The sequence below is a fragment of the Eubacterium sp. AF19-12LB genome (assembly GCF_003479125.1).
GTDB classification, from domain to species: domain Bacteria; phylum Bacillota; class Clostridia; order Lachnospirales; family Lachnospiraceae; genus Eubacterium_U; species Eubacterium_U album.
On the sequence record NZ_QUGP01000005.1, the window covers coordinates 111,758 to 129,344 of the forward strand.

Annotated in this window: 12 protein-coding genes and 1 other annotated feature; all 12 genes read right to left on the reverse strand. The window is 32.6% G+C overall.

Annotation, left to right across the window (positions count from 1 at the left end; translation table 11 throughout):
• Positions 1-102 precede the first annotated feature (102 nt).
• Positions 103-335, reverse strand: a binding site (T-box leader).
• 141 nt (positions 336-476) lie between these two features.
• Positions 477-1,235, reverse strand: a complete 759-nt coding sequence (locus tag DWX29_RS06530; RefSeq protein ID WP_118565450.1) for an NYN domain-containing protein — start codon at positions 1,233-1,235, stop codon at positions 477-479.
• Between the two features lie 310 nt (positions 1,236-1,545).
• Entirely contained in the window at positions 1,546-4,890 is a 3,345-nt protein-coding gene (locus tag DWX29_RS06535) for an EAL domain-containing protein (protein WP_158574512.1), read from the reverse strand.
• A 260-nt stretch (positions 4,891-5,150) separates the two neighbouring features.
• Entirely contained in the window at positions 5,151-5,648 is a 498-nt protein-coding gene (locus DWX29_RS06540; RefSeq protein ID WP_117909624.1) for a GNAT family N-acetyltransferase, read from the reverse strand.
• Positions 5,649-5,670: 22 nt separating this feature from the next.
• Positions 5,671-6,537 (reverse strand): C39 family peptidase, encoded by an 867-nt coding sequence (locus DWX29_RS06545; protein WP_117909625.1) that lies wholly within the window; start codon positions 6,535-6,537, stop codon positions 5,671-5,673.
• A gap of 263 nt (positions 6,538-6,800) precedes the next feature.
• A complete protein-coding gene (locus DWX29_RS06550) occupies positions 6,801-8,165 on the reverse strand; it encodes an NCS2 family permease (RefSeq protein WP_022087881.1) in 1,365 nt (454 codons plus the stop codon).
• Positions 8,166-8,394: 229 nt separating this feature from the next.
• Positions 8,395-9,447: an electron transfer flavoprotein subunit alpha/FixB family protein gene (locus tag DWX29_RS06555; RefSeq protein WP_022087880.1), complete on the reverse strand. Its 1,053-nt coding sequence runs from the start codon at positions 9,445-9,447 to the stop codon at positions 8,395-8,397.
• A 19-nt stretch (positions 9,448-9,466) separates the two neighbouring features.
• Positions 9,467-10,252, reverse strand: coding sequence for an electron transfer flavoprotein subunit beta/FixA family protein (locus DWX29_RS06560; RefSeq protein ID WP_022087879.1), 786 nt, complete (start codon positions 10,250-10,252; stop codon positions 9,467-9,469).
• A 17-nt stretch (positions 10,253-10,269) separates the two neighbouring features.
• Positions 10,270-11,427 carry an acyl-CoA dehydrogenase gene (locus DWX29_RS06565; protein WP_022087878.1) on the reverse strand — a complete coding sequence of 386 codons (1,158 nt, stop codon included), beginning with the start codon at positions 11,425-11,427 and terminating at the stop codon, positions 10,270-10,272.
• Between the two features lie 92 nt (positions 11,428-11,519).
• Positions 11,520-12,359, reverse strand: a complete 840-nt coding sequence (locus tag DWX29_RS06570; RefSeq protein WP_022087877.1) for a 3-hydroxyacyl-CoA dehydrogenase NAD-binding domain-containing protein — start codon at positions 12,357-12,359, stop codon at positions 11,520-11,522.
• A gap of 58 nt (positions 12,360-12,417) precedes the next feature.
• Positions 12,418-13,209 carry an enoyl-CoA hydratase-related protein gene (locus DWX29_RS06575; protein WP_022087876.1) on the reverse strand — a complete coding sequence of 264 codons (792 nt, stop codon included), beginning with the start codon at positions 13,207-13,209 and terminating at the stop codon, positions 12,418-12,420.
• Positions 13,210-13,479: 270 nt separating this feature from the next.
• Positions 13,480-14,664, reverse strand: coding sequence for an acetyl-CoA C-acetyltransferase (locus DWX29_RS06580; protein WP_022087875.1), 1,185 nt, complete (start codon positions 14,662-14,664; stop codon positions 13,480-13,482).
• A gap of 309 nt (positions 14,665-14,973) precedes the next feature.
• On the reverse strand, positions 14,974-17,502 hold the full coding sequence (locus DWX29_RS06585; RefSeq protein WP_243053241.1) for a transglutaminase-like domain-containing protein: 2,529 nt from the start codon (positions 17,500-17,502) through the stop codon (positions 14,974-14,976).
• Positions 17,503-17,587: the final 85 nt, after the last annotated feature.

Below are 17,587 nucleotides of genomic sequence, written 5' to 3' on the forward strand. Positions count from 1 at the left end.
TGCAATTTTCTATTATCTGCGAAAATTAAAATTGCATTTTTTAAGCTTAGATTCATAAATATGACCTTGCCATACATAAAAAAAACCTCTGCATCTTACGATACAGAGGGCATTAACTGCGGTACCACCTCTAAATAAAAATTTCTCACGAAATCTTCCTCTACGAGTGCAAACACACTCTTGCGCTATAACGGGCGCTCCCGACATTCCCTACTCATTTCTTTTCAGGTTGTAACTCCAGGATGTATTTCACAAAATCTACTTCATAATCTCACACCAACCGATTACTCTCTTGCAAGTACAATTAAGTTACTTCTTCCTCTCAACGTCTTATAAATAATTAATCTTTTTCTATACTAACTTTTTGTAGCAAAAAAATCAACTGTTTTTTAATATTTTTATTCCTTCCAAAATTAAAATTTTAAATTTCACTCTTCCATCGTGCTGTGGAATTTGCTTTTAGATAAACGGAATTTTTATTCCTTCTCCCAAATACCATCATTTGAAATCTTATTCCAATCTGCTTTCAATACAGAAACAACTTTTCCCCTCTTAAATTTCTTCTCTTCCTGATATAAATACTTCTGTTTTATTAATCCGTCAACAGCAACCTTTACTTTATCTTTCGGAACTTTATTATAATCCGCTACACACTGAATGGTCTTCCAATATGTAACAACTGAACGATTTTTCTGTTTCTGTTTATATAAACTATTTAGAATAAGTTCATTATAATGATGTTTTTCCTGTGACTGTCTTGGCATCTCGACATAACTTGTTGCGACTGATTTAAGTTTATTGCTAAATGAATATTTAACCCCATAAATAATAACTTTTTTGCCTATTTCCTTTAAGTATTCTGCAACTTTAGTAAAATGTGCGTCACCTGTAAACAAAACATATACTTTTGTTTTATCTTTTTTTGCAGCGCTTCTATAAATTGCATCTAAAATAATTACATCTGTAAAATCTTTATCTACGCCTTCTTTATCGCTGGCTGTATGTATAATATTCTTAGTAATTCCTTTTAATCTTTCTAAATCATTTCCTATATTATATTTTGAAAAATCCCCAAAAACATACAATCTTGTAATATTATATTCCTGTTTTAGTTCTTCAATCCACTCTTCAATATTAGGCTTCATCTGAAACTTATTTCTGTATGCATAATACCAATGTTCATAGTCAACAAACACTTGTGCTTCCGGTTTTTTATCTTTTTTTAATCCGAACATTTATTTCCTCCTTTTTATATTTGGGTTAATTAAGGATACCCATAATCCTTTGTTCATTGAAATTCTCTTATATAAAAGTGATACCTCTTTGACTTATATAAACTATAGAAGCCTTTGTATGCACCAACTACATACTCACATATAGTCTTTATATATCATTTTCTCTTCCCCGATATATAACATAAGGAGCCTTACGGCTCCTTATAGCTGCAAACACACACATTATACAATATATAAATGTAGGTGTCAAAAATGCATATTCTCTTTTTAGCAGTATAAAATATCTCTAACGAAAGTAATTAATCATGGTTTAATCAACATAATTTAACAATCCGATTATTCCATTATACTGCTCATTTGGTGTTTCTAAAACTATATGACTTAATAGAGTTTTTCTTAATGTACCATCTTTGTCAAAACAATTTAATTGTATTTTTTTATTTGATTTATCTGACTTTGTTTCTTCATAGAATTTAATAAATTTATCAATCTCTTCATCTGAAACAACTTTTTCTTTCATAAATTCTACATAATCTACTTTATCAGTATCTAAATCAAAAATTTCTTTAGCTTTTGTTCCGACATCACATACATCTGTATCCATTGCCACATGCCAATAAGTATATTTTTCTCCTTCAAGTCCAAACCTGATATTATCAAGCATTCCGTTAATAATATTATCATCCTGTATTTTCTTTGTAATATCTTCTGCAAAATGTATAAGCGCATACCCTGAATTCCAAGGTACTTTTCTTATTCTAATATTATATGTCTTACCTGTATCCTCATTCTTAACGTCAACTTCTTTAATAAGTTCATTACAGAATTTATCACAATGTTCACATGGTGCATTCGAATCCCATATTGTCTCATGACATTTTAATCCAATAAGTTCTTTTGTTTTATCAGAAGTTAATTCTTCCTTTGCTGCACGATTCATATACAATAATTCTTTTGTTTTTTCATTGCATATAAATATAATTTCATGTGATTCTTCAATAAGCCATCCCATGTTTCTAACATCTATAGGCATTGACATTTCTTCATTACCTGTATATATCTGGAACTGATTCTTTCCTAATTTCTTAGCCTGAATAAGTGCCATGTCAGCACATCTGTAAAGTTCTTTATATTCTGTCGCATGAGCCGGAAACATTGCAACACCTATTGAACATGAAATCTTCATTTCTCCCACATTAATACGTAGTTTATTTCTCAATATTTCCATTTCGTTATTAAGTTCATCTATTGTCATTCCACGCTTTATAAATACAGCAAATTCGTCTCCACCAAATCTACACGATAAATTTTCTTCTGAAAAAGCACTGTCAAGAATATTGGCCACATTAATTATTGCCTGATCACCCATAATGTGTCCAAGACTATCATTTACTCCCTTAAAATTATCAATATCAATCATAAGGAATATAGCTTCTTTTCCTGAACTGCTCAAGAACAATCTTACCTGTCTTTCAAACTCTTTTCTGTTAAGAAGTCCTGTCATTGTATCAAGTTTAACCTGACCTTCAACAACTCGTAATTTCTGAATTACCTTTTTACGATGCTCTTCAAATAATCTTTCAACCGTATTGTTTAATTCATATTTGTCATATGGTTTAAACAGCATACCATCTGCACCGTTTTTAAATGCAATATCTTTATATACATTTTCATTGTCACCTGTTGTATATAATACCGGAATCTCATCTAATTTATCATTCTTTTTCATTTCATGAAGCAAATGGAACTTATCTTCTTCATTTATATTAGTATCTACAACTGTTAAAATAATGTTATAATAATTCTTCTTTATAAATTGATAAGCTTCTTCTTCATTGTCAAGCTCTACAAATCTATATTCCGTATCCAGATAGTTTCTAAACATTTCACGGTTTCTTTGTAATTCATCCACAAGGACTATCACTTCTGCCTCGCCGTTCTGGTCATCTATTGATAATTTCTTGTACTCTTTATAACTCTTTAAATTAAAAATTGGAATTATATCTTCACTTAATAATTTATTTTTAAATTCCTGTTCAGATATCGGTCTTGAGAAATAATATCCCTGTACAAAATTACATTTTAATCTTCTCAAATACTGAATATGTTCTTCTGTCTCTGCACCTTCGACTACAATTATAAGATTCATCCATTTTGCCAGATTTATTATTGAACTTATAATATTATGGCTATTCTTATTTTTCTGTTCATTCTGAATGAATTTCATATCAAGTTTAATTATATCTATTGGAAGTTCAGCTAAAATATTCAATGATGAATATCCACTTCCAAAGTCATCCATCTCTATAATAAATCCATATTCTTTTAATCTTCTGACTACTTCTAAAATATTTTCAGTATTTTCCATATATGCTGATTCTGTAATTTCTAAGTGTAAGTATGTAGGTGATAGGTTATGTCTTTCAACCATACTTTTAAGAATCTCCGGAAGTCCTTCTTTGTAAATATCTTTTCTTGATACATTGACAGATACCGGAAGAATCTTATTGTGTTCATTCTTCATTTTCTCAATGAATCCACATACATGCTCCCATATATATATATCGAGTTCAGTAATAAATCCATTTTCTTCAAATATCGGAATAAATTCACCCGGCGAAATAAATCCTAATTCCGGATGTTGCCATCTTATAAGTGCCTCTGCTCCAATCATCTTATTAGTCTGAATATCATATTTAGGCTGATAATACACCTTGAAATCCTCATTCATAAGAGATTGTTTCATAGTTTTTGTAATCTGAATATTCTGCTGATTTTTACTCATTAATGCATCGTCATATATGTACACATCATGATCATATGTGAGTTTAGCCTGATTACATGCTGCAATAGCATTATCGCACATAGAATTTATAATGATGCTCTTATCTTCAATATTGTATACACCAAATTTAAAACTTATTTTTGCTTCATAAAATCTCTGATATACCATCTTCGTAGCATATATTAAAGTATTAATTATATTATCGGATTCCTTAGATAAAAAGTAAAAAATATCTGAATGGGCACGGGCAAACAACACATCCTTATTTTCAAATATTCCATTTAGCATCTCAGTATAAAATTTTAAAAGGCTGTCTCCCTCTTTCCATCCAAATGCATCATTAAAATATTTAAATTTTTCTATATCTGACGCAATAATTTGATATTTTTCTTCCGGATTACTTTTTATTATTTCTTTTGCCTTTCTATAAAAAGCCTTTCTGTTATAAGCTCCTGTCAAAGAATCTCTTTCAGCATCTCTAAGTCTGTAAATAGATTCTTTCATATCGATAAGATTATCGATTCTTCTAAGCAATACTTTGATATTATATGGCTTATTTACAAAATCATTAGCGCCTAAAGCCAAGGCCTTCTCTTCCGTTTCATCCGCATCTTTATCTGTTGTTACAATTACAGGTATTTTATTATATTCCGGTTCTTTCTTAAATTCTTCAAGAAATCCATATCCGTCCATAACCGGCATTACAATGTCTAATAAAATTGCAGAAATACGTTCACTGTCTGTTTTTAAAATTTCTAATGCCTCAAGACCATTCTCAGCCCCAATAACAGTATATCTGTCTTCTAATAAGGCTTTAAGAATTTCTCTGTTCATTTCCTGGTCTTCAACAACTAAAACCGTTTTCTTCATATGTCCTCCAGTCATTATTATCTCGCATTTATAATCAATCTATAGTCATTATTATAATTTTTCTAAATTGAATATTAATTTTCCGTTATTCCATATGAATATTATACTACATATACAGTTTTATTCAACAAAACTCAATTACTAATCTGGCAACTTTTTTATTATGCTTTTTATACTTTTTTATTGTTTTTTGAATCATTTTTTAATGTTATTCTTTTTTATTGCACCTTTTCTACACTTTTTATTATATTTATACCTTTTTATATTCCCCTTTCATAGCATATCCATTCATGGTCATACAAAAATATTCTTCCACAATCATTAAATTCCATTTTTTTATATGCTCTCAGTGCGTTAGCGTTATTTGGGCTTACCAGATAATGTACTCCCTTATATTTTCTTTTTTGTAAGTTTTCCATGGCTCCTTGTATCAAATTTCCTGCAAGTCCATTACCTCTATATTCTTCAGCTATTACCAGTCTTGCCAGTTCCCCTGCCGGTTTTAGTTCTTTTGACCAGCATTTCTGTTCTTCTACTAACTTATCATCATCTATTGAAATTGCTGCTATTATCTCATTGTTTTTTTTATTAACTATAACAAAACTATCCCCTCTTAAAATATCATTTTTTATTATTTCTTTTGTTGGATATTCTTCTGTCCATGTACATCCTTTAGTCTTTCTTGCATCAACATACAATTTAAAAACATCCTCTAATCTATTTATATCTCCTGCTTTAAAAATCAAATTTTCTTTCATTTTTTATTTTTAATCCTTTAATTTATCTTAAAACCCATAGATTTTTTATCTGGTCTTTTATATCTTCAAACACCCATTGCTTATTTGAATTTGCTTTACTGTTAGGATCATTAACACTTACTTTTCCATCTTTATATTTAGTTAATACTATAAAATGTCCCTGTGTCGTAAAATCTCCTGGCCCTACTACACATATAATTGGATTACCTACTTCCAAATTATCTTTTACTCTTTGTTCATCTAACGGTATTTCTATAACTTGCATGCCAAGCTGCCTGCCACCTTCTGAAATAAGCGACCATGATGAACCATTTTCTTCATCTGCATATCCATTTTTCATTGCAAAATCTGCAATCATTTTCGGAGTATATTTTATGTTTCCTGTCACATAAACAGCCACCATCGAAAGGCATGTCGGTCCACAGCCTGTAATTCCCATACAATCACCTGCGTATGTATAATAACCCCATCTCTGATCCCATTGCATAAATAGTGGAACCTCTGTAGTTTTCTTATATTTTGAAAAATCAATATCGTATGCTTTTCCCTTTTTTTCAGGATATTTCAAGACAAAATCTTTTGTTTCTTTATTTCTTTCAAATAATTTTTTTATATTTTCCGGATAATCCTCTAAAGTGTAACCATGTTTTTCTGCATAGTTTTTTATTACATCTTTTGCTGATTCCTCTTTTGATTCTTTTATTTTTTTTACATTATTTCCGCCACTATTTCCACCTTCAGATATGTTATTCATATTTTTCTTTAGATAATTAATTGCAAATGCCAAAACTACTATAAGTACACAGCAAAATGTAAATCTTATATATTTTCTAATTAACATTATTTTTCTTTGTCTTTTTCTTCTTAAGTTCTCTGCTCTTCTTGACATATCGTACCTTCTTTCTGCTTATCTAAATAGTATAATAACAATTTTCGACATTAAAAACATAAATATTTCTTTAAGATTTTTTGAATTTTATAAATATCTTATACATTATTTTAATTCAACTATCCCAAAATTTATTTTTCATCAAAAAGACCTCTGCCACAATGACTATCAATAATTAGTTTTTTTCTAACATATTGATGACATCTAATAATGACAAAGGCCTTTTGTTTTTCTGTTTTTTTCTTAAATTCTATTTTTTCTTCTTATAAGAATATATATTTTAATACGAATAATACTGCAAGAATGTACATCAATGGTTTTACTTCTTTTGCTTTACCGCAAATAGCATTTAATAATACATATGAAATAATTCCGATTGAGATACCTTCTGAGATACTATAGAACAATGGCATTGCAATAATGCAAAGATATGCAGGGATTGCATCTGTCAAATTATCATCTGTAAATTTAATATCTGTTACTGCTCCAAACATAAGGAATCCTACCATAATTAATGCCGGTGCTGTAGCAAATGATGGAATAGTAATAAATAATGGTGAAAGAACAACTGAAACAAGGAATAATAAACCTGTTACTGCTGCTGTCAAACCTGTACGACCACCTTCTGCAACACCTGCTGAAGATTCTACGAATGTTGTTGTTGTTGATGTACCTAAAATAGCACCTGCTGATGTAGCAATAGCGTCTGACATAAGAGCTGGTTTAATGTTAGGAAGCTTTCCATTTTCATCAAGCATTCCAGCCTTTGTACTAACACCAATAATTGTTCCTAATGTATCAAATAAATCAACAAAGAGGAATGCAAATACTACAATAATAAAGTTAACAATTCCTACTGCTTTAAAATCAAGTTTAAAGCACTGTCCAAAAGTTTCTCCTAAAGCTGAAAAATCAAAGCTTACAAAATGTGTTGGAATTACTGAGAAAAAGCTTTCGTTATCAGGAACATAAATCTTTGTAAGTTCACAAATAATTCCTAAAACCCATGTTGAAACGATACCTATTAAGATTGAACCTTTTACTCTCTTAATGTAAAGAATAGCTGTAATAAATACACCGATTACTGCTAATAATGCACAAATTCCTGCTGTATGGAAGTTACTTGTAAAATCTGTAATTGTAACAAGTGTAGATTCTGAATCATTTACTAATCCTGCATTCTGTAATCCGATAAATGCAATAAATAAACCAATACCTACTGATACTGCCTTTTTAAGATTAAGAGGAATAGCATCAAAAATTGCTTCACGTACATTTGTTAATGAAAGAATTATAAATATAATACCTTCTACAAATACCGCAAATAAAGCAATCTGCCATGAATATCCCATTTCTCCACATACTGTGTAAGCAAAGTATGCATTTAATCCAAGACCTGCTGATAAGGCAAATGGAAGATTTGCCATAAATGCCATACACATTGTTCCAACAAATGATGCTATACATGTAGCAATCAAAATAGCCTCTTTGTCCATTCCTGAGGCACTTAAGATGTTAGGGTTTACAGCAAGAATATATGCCATTGTCATAAATGTTGTAATACCCGCAATAACTTCAGTTTTTACAGAAGTATTGTTTTTTTTAAGTTTGAATATTTTTTCTAACATTTTCTCCTTTGTATAGATAACTTGTTTGTCATCTTATACTTCCTTTCTTTATTTTTATTACTATTGTAACCACAAAATTATAACAAAGTTTCACTCTTTTTTCTATATTAATTTTATATGAATAATTGAGGATTTATTATACATGATGTCGAGAAGTCAAAAATCCCCGCATCCAAAGATGCGGAGATTCCTAAATATGTTAATATAACTTAACGTATATTATATTTAATTATGCATTAGCCTTTGCAGCCTTAATAGCTTCTGTAAGCTGTGGTACGATTTTGTTTAAATCACCAACGATACCATAATCAGCTACATCAAAGATAGGAGCATCTTCATCTTTATTGATAGCAATAATAAGATCTGATTCTTCCATACCTGCAACGTGCTGGATTGCTCCAGAAATACCAATTGCGAAGTAAACCTGTGGACGAACTGTCTTACCTGTCTGTCCAACCTGTCTGTCAACTGGTAACCAACCGTTATCTGTAACTGCTCTAGAACATGCAACTGTTCCGTCAAGAGCTTCTGCTAAATCTTCAAGAATCTTGAAGTTTTCTTTGCTTCCAACTCCACGTCCACCAGATACTAAAATCTTAGCGTCCATGATGTTAACTGTTTCAGCAACTTCTTTAACTACATCCATGATTTCAACATATTTGTTGTTAGGTGTAAATCCTGGATTGAATTCAATAACTTCTGCCTTAGCACCTGGCTTTGGTTCAGCCTTCTGCATAACACCTGCACGTACTGTAGCCATCTGAGGACGGTTATCAGGACAAGCGATTGTAGCAATTGTGTTTCCACCAAATGCCGGACGAGTCATTAATAACTGATTGTGTTTCTGTTCCTTACCTGGAATAGCAACTAATGGGAAGTCACCAATTTCAAGTAATGTACAGTCAGCTGTTAAACCTGTTGCAACTCTAGCTGAAACTGTAGGACCTAAATCTCTACCAATTGCTGTTGCACCAACTAACATAATTTCAGGTTTATATTTGTTGATAACTTCTGCTAAAGCATGTGCATATGGTTCTGTTCTATATGTTTCAAGTTCAGGATCATCTACTACGATAACCTTGTCAGCGCCATATTCAGCTAACTGATCTACAAGATTTCCAACGTTTGATCCAAGAAGTACTGCTGTAACTTCTGTATTTAATGGTTTTGCGAGTCTTCCTGCTTCTCCGAGGAGTTCGAACGCGATTGAGCTTAATTCGTTATCTACCTGCTGAGCGAAGACATATACGCCTTTATAATCTTCTAAATTTATATTCTGCATGATTAAATCTCCTCTCTAATTAAATAACGTGCTTTGTTAAAAGCTTATCCATGATGTAATCAACTGCTTCAGCCGGGCTATCTGGAGTAACTTTTTCTCCAGCGCCTTTACGAACTTTATCAGATGCTTTAGCAATCTTTGTAGGTGAACCCTTTAATCCAAGGTCTCCATCTTCTACATCAACAAGATTTGCTCTTCCCCATGTTGTAATTTCTGCATCATAAGCATCAAAAATTCCACCTGGAGTCATATAACGAGGATCATTTAATTCTGAAAGTGCTGTAATTAATACAGGCATCTGAGCTTTAATTACGTGATGTCTGTCTTCATACTGACGTTCTACAATTACGCTATCTCCATCAACCTTAATATCCTGTGCATATGAGATAACAGGAATGTTAAGATGTTCAGCAATCTGTGGTCCAACCTGAGCTGTATCACCATCGATAGCCTGACGTCCTGTAATAATAATATCATAATCAAGGTTTCTGATAGCACCTGCGATTGTTGTTGATGTAGCCCATGTGTCAGCTCCACCTAAAACTCTATCAGTTACTAAGATTCCCTTATCAGCTCCCATAGCCATAGCTTCACGAAGAACTTCTTCAGCCTTTGGAAGACCCATAGTAACTACTGTTACTTCTGCGCCATACTGATCTTTTAATCTAAGTGCTGCTTCAAGACCTGCTTTATCATCAGGGTTCATAATTGTAAGCATTGCACCTCTATCTAATGTACCATCTGGATTGAATTTAACTCCACCCTTTGTATCAGGTACCTGTTTTACACAAACGACAATTTTCACGATAAGTACCTCCTAAATTATTTTAATAAGTTTGCAGAAATTACCATACGCTGAACTTCTGAAGTTCCTTCGTAGATTTCTGTGATCTTAGCATCACGCATCATACGCTCAACGTCATATTCTCTGATATAACCATAACCACCGTGTAACTGAACAGCCTTTGTTGTAACTTCCATTGCAACTTCTGCTGCGTATAATTTAGCCTGAGCTGCTTCTACAGAATATGTCTTCTGTGTTTCTTTAGCCTTAGCTGCCTTGTATACAAGCATCTTAGCAGCTTCTACCTTAGTAGCCATGTCTGCTAACTGGAACTGTGTATTCTGGAACTGTCCGATTGTTCTACCGAACTGTTTTCTTTCTTTTACGTATGCAATAGTTGTTTCTAAAGCACCTTCTGCAAGACCAAGAGCCTGAGCTGCGATACCAATACGTCCACCATCAAGTGTATGCATAGCGATACCGAAACCTTTACCCTGCTTACCAAGTAAGTTTTCTGCTGGAATACGGCAATCTTCAAAGATTAATTCGTATGTTGCTGAACCACGGATACCCATCTTCTTTTCTTTTGTACCAAATGAAAATCCAGGTGTTCCTTTTTCAACGATGAATGCTGAAATTTCTTTCATCATTCTACCACGTTTTTCAACTTTACCTGTAACTGCAATGATGATATAAATATCTGCATATTTACCATTTGTAATAAAACATTTTGAACCATTTAATACCCATTCATTTGTTTCTTTATCGAAAACAGCCTTTGTCTGCTGTCCCTGTGCGTCTGTACCAGCACCTGGTTCTGTTAAACCGAAAGCACCTAATTTTTCACCTTTTGCAAGTGGAACTACGTATTTCTGCTTCTGTTCTTCAGTACCAAATGTCATAATAGGATCGATACAAAGTGATGTATGTGCTGAAACGATAACACCTGTTGTACCACAAACCTTTGATAATTCTTCAACGCACATAGCGTATGTTAAAGGATCACATCCCTGTCCACCATATTCCTTAGGAACTGGGATACCAAGGAAACCATTTTTTGCCATTTTTTCAACTGTCTCTACAGGGAACTGTTCATTTTCATCTGTTTCCTGTGCAAGAGGTTTTACTTCATTTTCGGCAAATTCTTTGAAAAGGCTCTGAGCCATTTCATGTTTCTTACTTAATGTAAAATCCATTATTAAATTCCTCCATGTAAATTAAATAAATATATAAGGGGATACCACTAATCATCGACTAGTGGCACTCCCTAACTCTCATGTATATTGTATTATTTGCTGTAATCGTAGAAACCAACGCCAGTCTTTCTTCCAAGCTTTCCTGCACGTACCATCTTTCTAAGAAGTGTATGTGGACGATACTTTGGATCACCTGTTTCAGCCTGAAGTACTTCCATAATAGCAAGTACAATATCAAGACCTACTAAATCACCTAATGCTAAAGGTCCCATTGGATGAGAAGCACCAAGCTTCATGGCTGTATCGATATCTTCTACTGAAGCGATTCCGTCAGCATAGATTCCGATTGCTTCGTTAATCATTGGGATTAAGATTCTGTTAACAACAAATCCTGGAGCTTCAGCAACTTCTACTGGAGTCTTTCCGATTTCTGTAGCGATTGTCTTAATCTGTTCAACTAATTCCTTAGGTGTGTTTCCACCAGCAATAACTTCAACTAACTTCATTCTGTCAGCTGGGTTGAAGAAATGCATACCAATCATAGGTCTGTCAAGTCCAGCACCGATTTCTGTGATTGATAATGATGATGTATTTGTAGCAAAAATACATTCAGGTTTTACGATGCTCTGTAATTCCTTAAATGTTTCTTTCTTAATTGACATTACTTCTGGAGCAACTTCGATTACTAAATCGCAGTCTGTACAGATGTCTTTTAATCCTGTCTGGATTTTTCCTAAAATTTCAGCACCTTTTTCTGCTGTGATTTTTTCTTTACCAACAAGGAAGTTGATGTTCTTTTCAATTCTTGCCTTTCCTCCATCAGCAAATTCCTGCTTGATGTCACAAAGACGTACTTCATATCCGTCTGTCATTGCAAATGCCTGTGCAATTCCTGCACCCATTGTTCCTGCACCAATAACTCCTACTATCATTGTTTTTCCTCCTAAATGAAAATATAAATATTATCTGAATATAAATTCAGCATTCCGCTTATTTATTTGCAAATGGTACTACCTTTAATTTCTTTTCTTTATCTTTTTCAAGGAAGTTACCCATTCCTGCCTTCTGGTCTTCTGTTTCGAAGCAGCTACCGAATAATTTTTCTTCGATTACGATTGCATCGTCCATACCTACTTCAAGTCCTTCGTTAATTGCCTTCTTGCAAGCTCTGACAGCAATTGGAGCGTTCATAGCGATTCCATTAGCCATCTTCTTAGCTGCATCCATTAATTCTTCTACAGGATATACTGCATTAACAAGACCAATTCTTAAAGCTTCAGCAGCCTTAATGTTTCTTGCTGTATAAATCATCTGTTTAGCCATTCCCGGTCCAACAATTCTTGCAAGTCTCTGTGTTCCACCAAATCCAGGTGTAATTCCAAGACCTACTTCAGGCTGTCCAAAAATTGCATTTTCAGAACAGATTCTAATATCACAGCTCATAGAAATTTCGCATCCACCACCTAATGCAAATCCATTAACAGCAGCGATTACAGGGATTTCTAATGTTTCAATCTTTCTAAATACATCATTTCCCTTTTTACCAAAAGCTTCACCTTCTGCTTTTGTAAGTGTTGACATTTCTCCTATATCTGCACCTGCAACGAATGATTTTTCGCCTGCACCTGTGATAATTAATGCTCTTGTTGTATTAATATCAATTGCATCAATTGTTTCTTCTAATTCAGTAAGTACCTGGCTATTTAAAGCATTAAGTGCCTTTGGACGGTTGATTGTAAGAACACCTACAAATCCTTCCTGTTCATATGTGATAAATTCCATATTTATTCTCCTTAATATAAAAGTCAAAGCAAATAGCATTCTACGCTTTGGGCTATAAAAGTAAAATATTTGTTATATTGAGCCATCTCAAAAAAACAATTTACACTTCAAACAGGTAAGCCCCATCACCGTTATTTCAATATGTGAAAGAGCTCACCTGATTGCTTAAGACGAAATGCATATGTAAAAATTATTAACTTATTCTCTAACAGATTAAAAAGTTATTAACTTCAATTAACAATCCATCATCTGCATTTCATTTATTTTTTATTAGTCACGTTCAACGATTGTAGTACATCCCATACCACCACCGATACATAATGTAGCAAGACCCTTCTTAGCGTCTCTCTTCTGCATCTCGTGAAGTAATGTAACAAGGATACGGCAACCTGAAGCTCCAACAGGATGTCCAAGTGCGATTGCACCACCGTTTACGTTTACTTTGCTCATGTCGAATTTTAAGTCTCTTGCAACTGCTACAGACTGTGCTGCGAAAGCTTCGTTAGCTTCGATTAAGTCCATATCATCGATTGTCATATTAACTTTTGCTAATGCTTTCTTTGTAGAAGCAACAGGTCCAACACCCATGATTGATGGATCAACACCACCAAGTGCTCCTGTTACGAATGTAGCCATTGGTGTAACACCTAATTCTTTAGCTTTTTCTTCGCTCATAACTACAACTGCTGCTGCACCATCATTAATTCCTGATGCATTACCTGCTGTAACTACTCCATCAGGCTTACCTGAGCAGCATCTTAACTTGCTAAGAGTTTCAACTGTTGTTCCAGCTCTTGGTCCTTCATCTGTATCAACGATGATTGTCTGTTTTCTTGTTTTAACTTCAACAGGAACGATTTCATCTTTGAATTTTCCTTCAGCCATAGCCTTTTCACATTTCTGCTGTGAGTTAGCTGAGAATTCATCTAATTCTTCTCTTGTAAGTCCCCACTGATCAGCTACGTTTTCAGCTGTAATCATCATATGGTAATTGTTAAATGCATCTGTTAAAGCATCATTAACCATTGTATCAACAACTGTTCCGTTGTTCATTCTGTAACCAAATCTAGCCTGTGGTAAAGCATATGGTGCCATTGACATGTTTTCCATACCACCTGCAACTACGATATCAGCATCTCCTGCCTGAATCATCTGTGCTGCCATATTTACACAGTTAAGACCTGAACCACAAACAACGTTAACTGTTACAGCTGGTGTTTCAATTGGAAGTCCTGCCTTAAGTGCTGCCTGACGTGCAACGTTCTGTCCAAGACCTGCCTGGATAACACATCCCATATATACGTGATCAACCTGATCAGCTGGAACGCCTGCTCTGTTAAGAGCTTCCTTAATAACGATAGAACCTAAAACAGGTGCTGGAGTTGTGCTTAAAGCTCCACCCATTTTACCAATAGCTGTACGGCATGCGCCTGCAATAACTACTTTCTTTGACATGATAAATATCCTCCATATAAAATAATTTAATTACGCGTCGCTTTTGTAATATATATTCTAAGTAATCCCTTACGACACACTCTTGTTCAATGATAACATAGGCCAATATATCTTGCAATAAACCGCATTTAAAATATATGTAAAATTTGTGTGAATACCATTAATTCACGCAGTTATCCCTATGTCCACTGAGATTGTTATAATTTTAACAAATTATATTTTCTTTGTCTAGTGAAATATAAAAAATTAGGTGAAAAATATCGAATTTTTAAATAATTAAAGGAAAAACATTTCTATAGTTTATAAAATTTACATTCCTTTAATTCTAAGCCAAATTAGTTTACCATATCTATTATCTTTTTTCATTTTCTTAATTAATTTATTTCTAAAATTAATATAAATAAAATATACTTTTTTCTCATCTTCACTTTCTATCTTTTTATCAGAAAATTTTTCTTCCAAAGCCTTTTTGTATAACCAGTTCCACTCTTCTTTATTCACAATATCCAACTCATTCATTATATATTCAAATTCATCATATTCAATTGTCTGTTTATTCAAATTATTCTTCTTGTTTATATTTGATTCTTCTCTGTTTCCTTTATTTAAACTTCTAGCCTTCACATTTATTGGATTTGCACCACTTAATGTTTTTCTTTTTAAATTATTTTTGCCTGCGCACATTCTTCTTCCAACGCAATAAAGATAAGTATACGCTTCAACAGCAGACATATTTCTGCATTTTCGTAATTTTTTCTTCTTTAATGCATTAAATTCGACAAATAAAATCACGACTGCAATTATAACTAGCAACATAATGCCAACCATCACTTTTCTATTTTCGTTTATGTTTGTATTATCACTATTTTTAGTGTCACTCTCATTTGAATTTTCTAAATCAGTATTTTTATTTTCATTGCTTTGTGTCTCATTAGCCTGTGTCTGTGAAGTTGTTGCTTCTACAATTTTATTAGTTAAATTTTCAGTCTCTTTTTCTTCCGGGCTATTAACAGATTCAGCTTCAGTTAAGGATGTGTCAGCTATTGTATGATCTTTAACAACCCACCCGATATATGAATTCAACACTTCTGTCCATGCATGCGCCATCTTATCTGTCACAACTGCCGTATAATGTCCATTTTTATCTCTTTCAAATGCACTCGATGGGATTGCGAATCCTTCCACATATCTTGCTGGAATTCCACACATTCTATACATTAATGTTGCAGTTGTAGCAAAATGAACACAAAATCCTTTTCTGCTCTCTGTCAAAAAATACTCTGATACATCCTGCCCTGACGGAGTCTTTCCCGGCATTAAAGTATATTTAAATCCATTTGAAAATAATTTATCAATATTACTTGATACATCATCTATATTGTCAGAATATATCTTACTTTTATATTCTCTTATTTTACTCAATTTGTCCGGAATCTGCTCATCTACAATTTTCGCCACTTTGTTTTCATAAATTTTCCAGTCTTCAAAATCACTACCATAATCCATCTCATCTAATGCCATAGCATCTTCCATTGGAAAATAATTATATTTCTGATATGTTTTTGAATTCTCTCCACTTATAAAATTTAGATTTCCATGTCCATTCACCGTATCATCATCTGTGACTTTTGCATAATATGGCACAAATGCAATATTCTTACATTCTGTAAAAACATCTAATGTTGCAATTTGTAATGCTGCCGGCACTCTTGAATGATTTATTCTATTGTAGGTTTCACCATATATTCTTTTTCGGTTGTCAGCTTCTTTCATCAATCTATAGCCACTAGAATCTTTTTCTAAATCAGATAAACTAAACTCACTCCATTTATTGTTTTTATAAGTTTCACCCACAAAATTTTTAATATAAAACGTTCCCTCTGGCATTTGAGTTAATGTTACTTTAAGCATTTTTGTTCCCGTAATTGTACGTTCACTACTATTATTCAAATTACCATTCAAAACTATTTTATCATTTCTAAACGGTCCTCCAAAAAACGATAATATCTGTGTAGGTAATTCTTTAAGTTGAAAATTTTGAATACTGGATTTTACCTCAATATATTTAAGTTCATTTATTTTTTTATTTTCCTTAATATATGGTCTCATTCCAAAAGCCAAACACATAAGAACAGTTAAAACTATCCCTCCGGCAACTATGCTCCCAATTGCATTTCCATGTTTTTTCAAAACAAAATATAATCTATATACCATTACTCCGCCAATTATAAATAAGCAGTTTTCAGTTGATGGGAATGCTCCAACAGTACATGTTAATGCAATAGGAATTACCATAAATAAAGTAACCACGAAAAATCCTTTTTCCTTTTTTGTAATTAAGACAAATGTAATCGAAATCACAAAAATCACTAATGTTACAATAACCCAAAATTCCCAGTTATCATTTACATTAGTTATTTCTTTTAATGACAAATATTTATTAATTCCTATTTTATTTAAATTTGAATACTCAAGGATATAATTTGAATTTAAAATATTATTATATTTTTTATAAATAGAATAATAGGCTTCAGAAATAGGCGAAATACCTCTTATAAGATGAGCACATGCAACTTCAGGATTTTCGAAAGTCCATGTAACTAAAGTTACACAACTCATTCCCCCAATTATAAGTATCCATTTGTAAATATATTTAAAACAATATACAAATATATACGCAATAATTAATGTTATTGATACAGTTAATATCAATCTTTTTATATTTGCATTTATTTTAAATTCGTAAAAAATTGTATTAAATAAAGTCACAATTAAAAAAGCTAAAATACAGATTTTAACACCAACATCTAGTATGCTTTTATTATTCCAACCCTTCAATGCATTTTTCTCCATAATTTTATATAAGCCTTTCAACGAAATTTGCTAATTTTAAAATTAGTAATAAACTATTTTACTATTTTAT

Excerpts from the sequence above, each read along its gene's own strand:
- DWX29_RS06530 (WP_118565450.1), bottom strand. The coding sequence starts at position 1,235 with ATGTTCGGATTAAAAAAAGATAAAAAACCGGAAGCACAAGTGTTTGTT.
- DWX29_RS06535 (WP_158574512.1), bottom strand. The coding sequence starts at position 4,890 with ATGAAGAAAACGGTTTTAGTTGTTGAAGACCAGGAAATGAACAGAGAA.
- DWX29_RS06540 (WP_117909624.1), bottom strand. The coding sequence starts at position 5,648 with ATGAAAGAAAATTTGATTTTTAAAGCAGGAGATATAAATAGATTAGAG.
- DWX29_RS06545 (WP_117909625.1), bottom strand. The coding sequence starts at position 6,537 with ATGTCAAGAAGAGCAGAGAACTTAAGAAGAAAAAGACAAAGAAAAATA.
- DWX29_RS06550 (WP_022087881.1), bottom strand. The coding sequence starts at position 8,165 with ATGTTAGAAAAAATATTCAAACTTAAAAAAAACAATACTTCTGTAAAA.
- DWX29_RS06555 (WP_022087880.1), bottom strand. The coding sequence starts at position 9,447 with ATGCAGAATATAAATTTAGAAGATTATAAAGGCGTATATGTCTTCGCT.
- DWX29_RS06565 (WP_022087878.1), bottom strand. The coding sequence starts at position 11,427 with ATGGATTTTACATTAAGTAAGAAACATGAAATGGCTCAGAGCCTTTTC.
- DWX29_RS06570 (WP_022087877.1), bottom strand. The coding sequence starts at position 12,359 with ATGATAGTAGGAGTTATTGGTGCAGGAACAATGGGTGCAGGAATTGCA.
- DWX29_RS06575 (WP_022087876.1), bottom strand. The coding sequence starts at position 13,209 with ATGGAATTTATCACATATGAACAGGAAGGATTTGTAGGTGTTCTTACA.
- DWX29_RS06580 (WP_022087875.1), bottom strand. The coding sequence starts at position 14,664 with ATGTCAAAGAAAGTAGTTATTGCAGGCGCATGCCGTACAGCTATTGGT.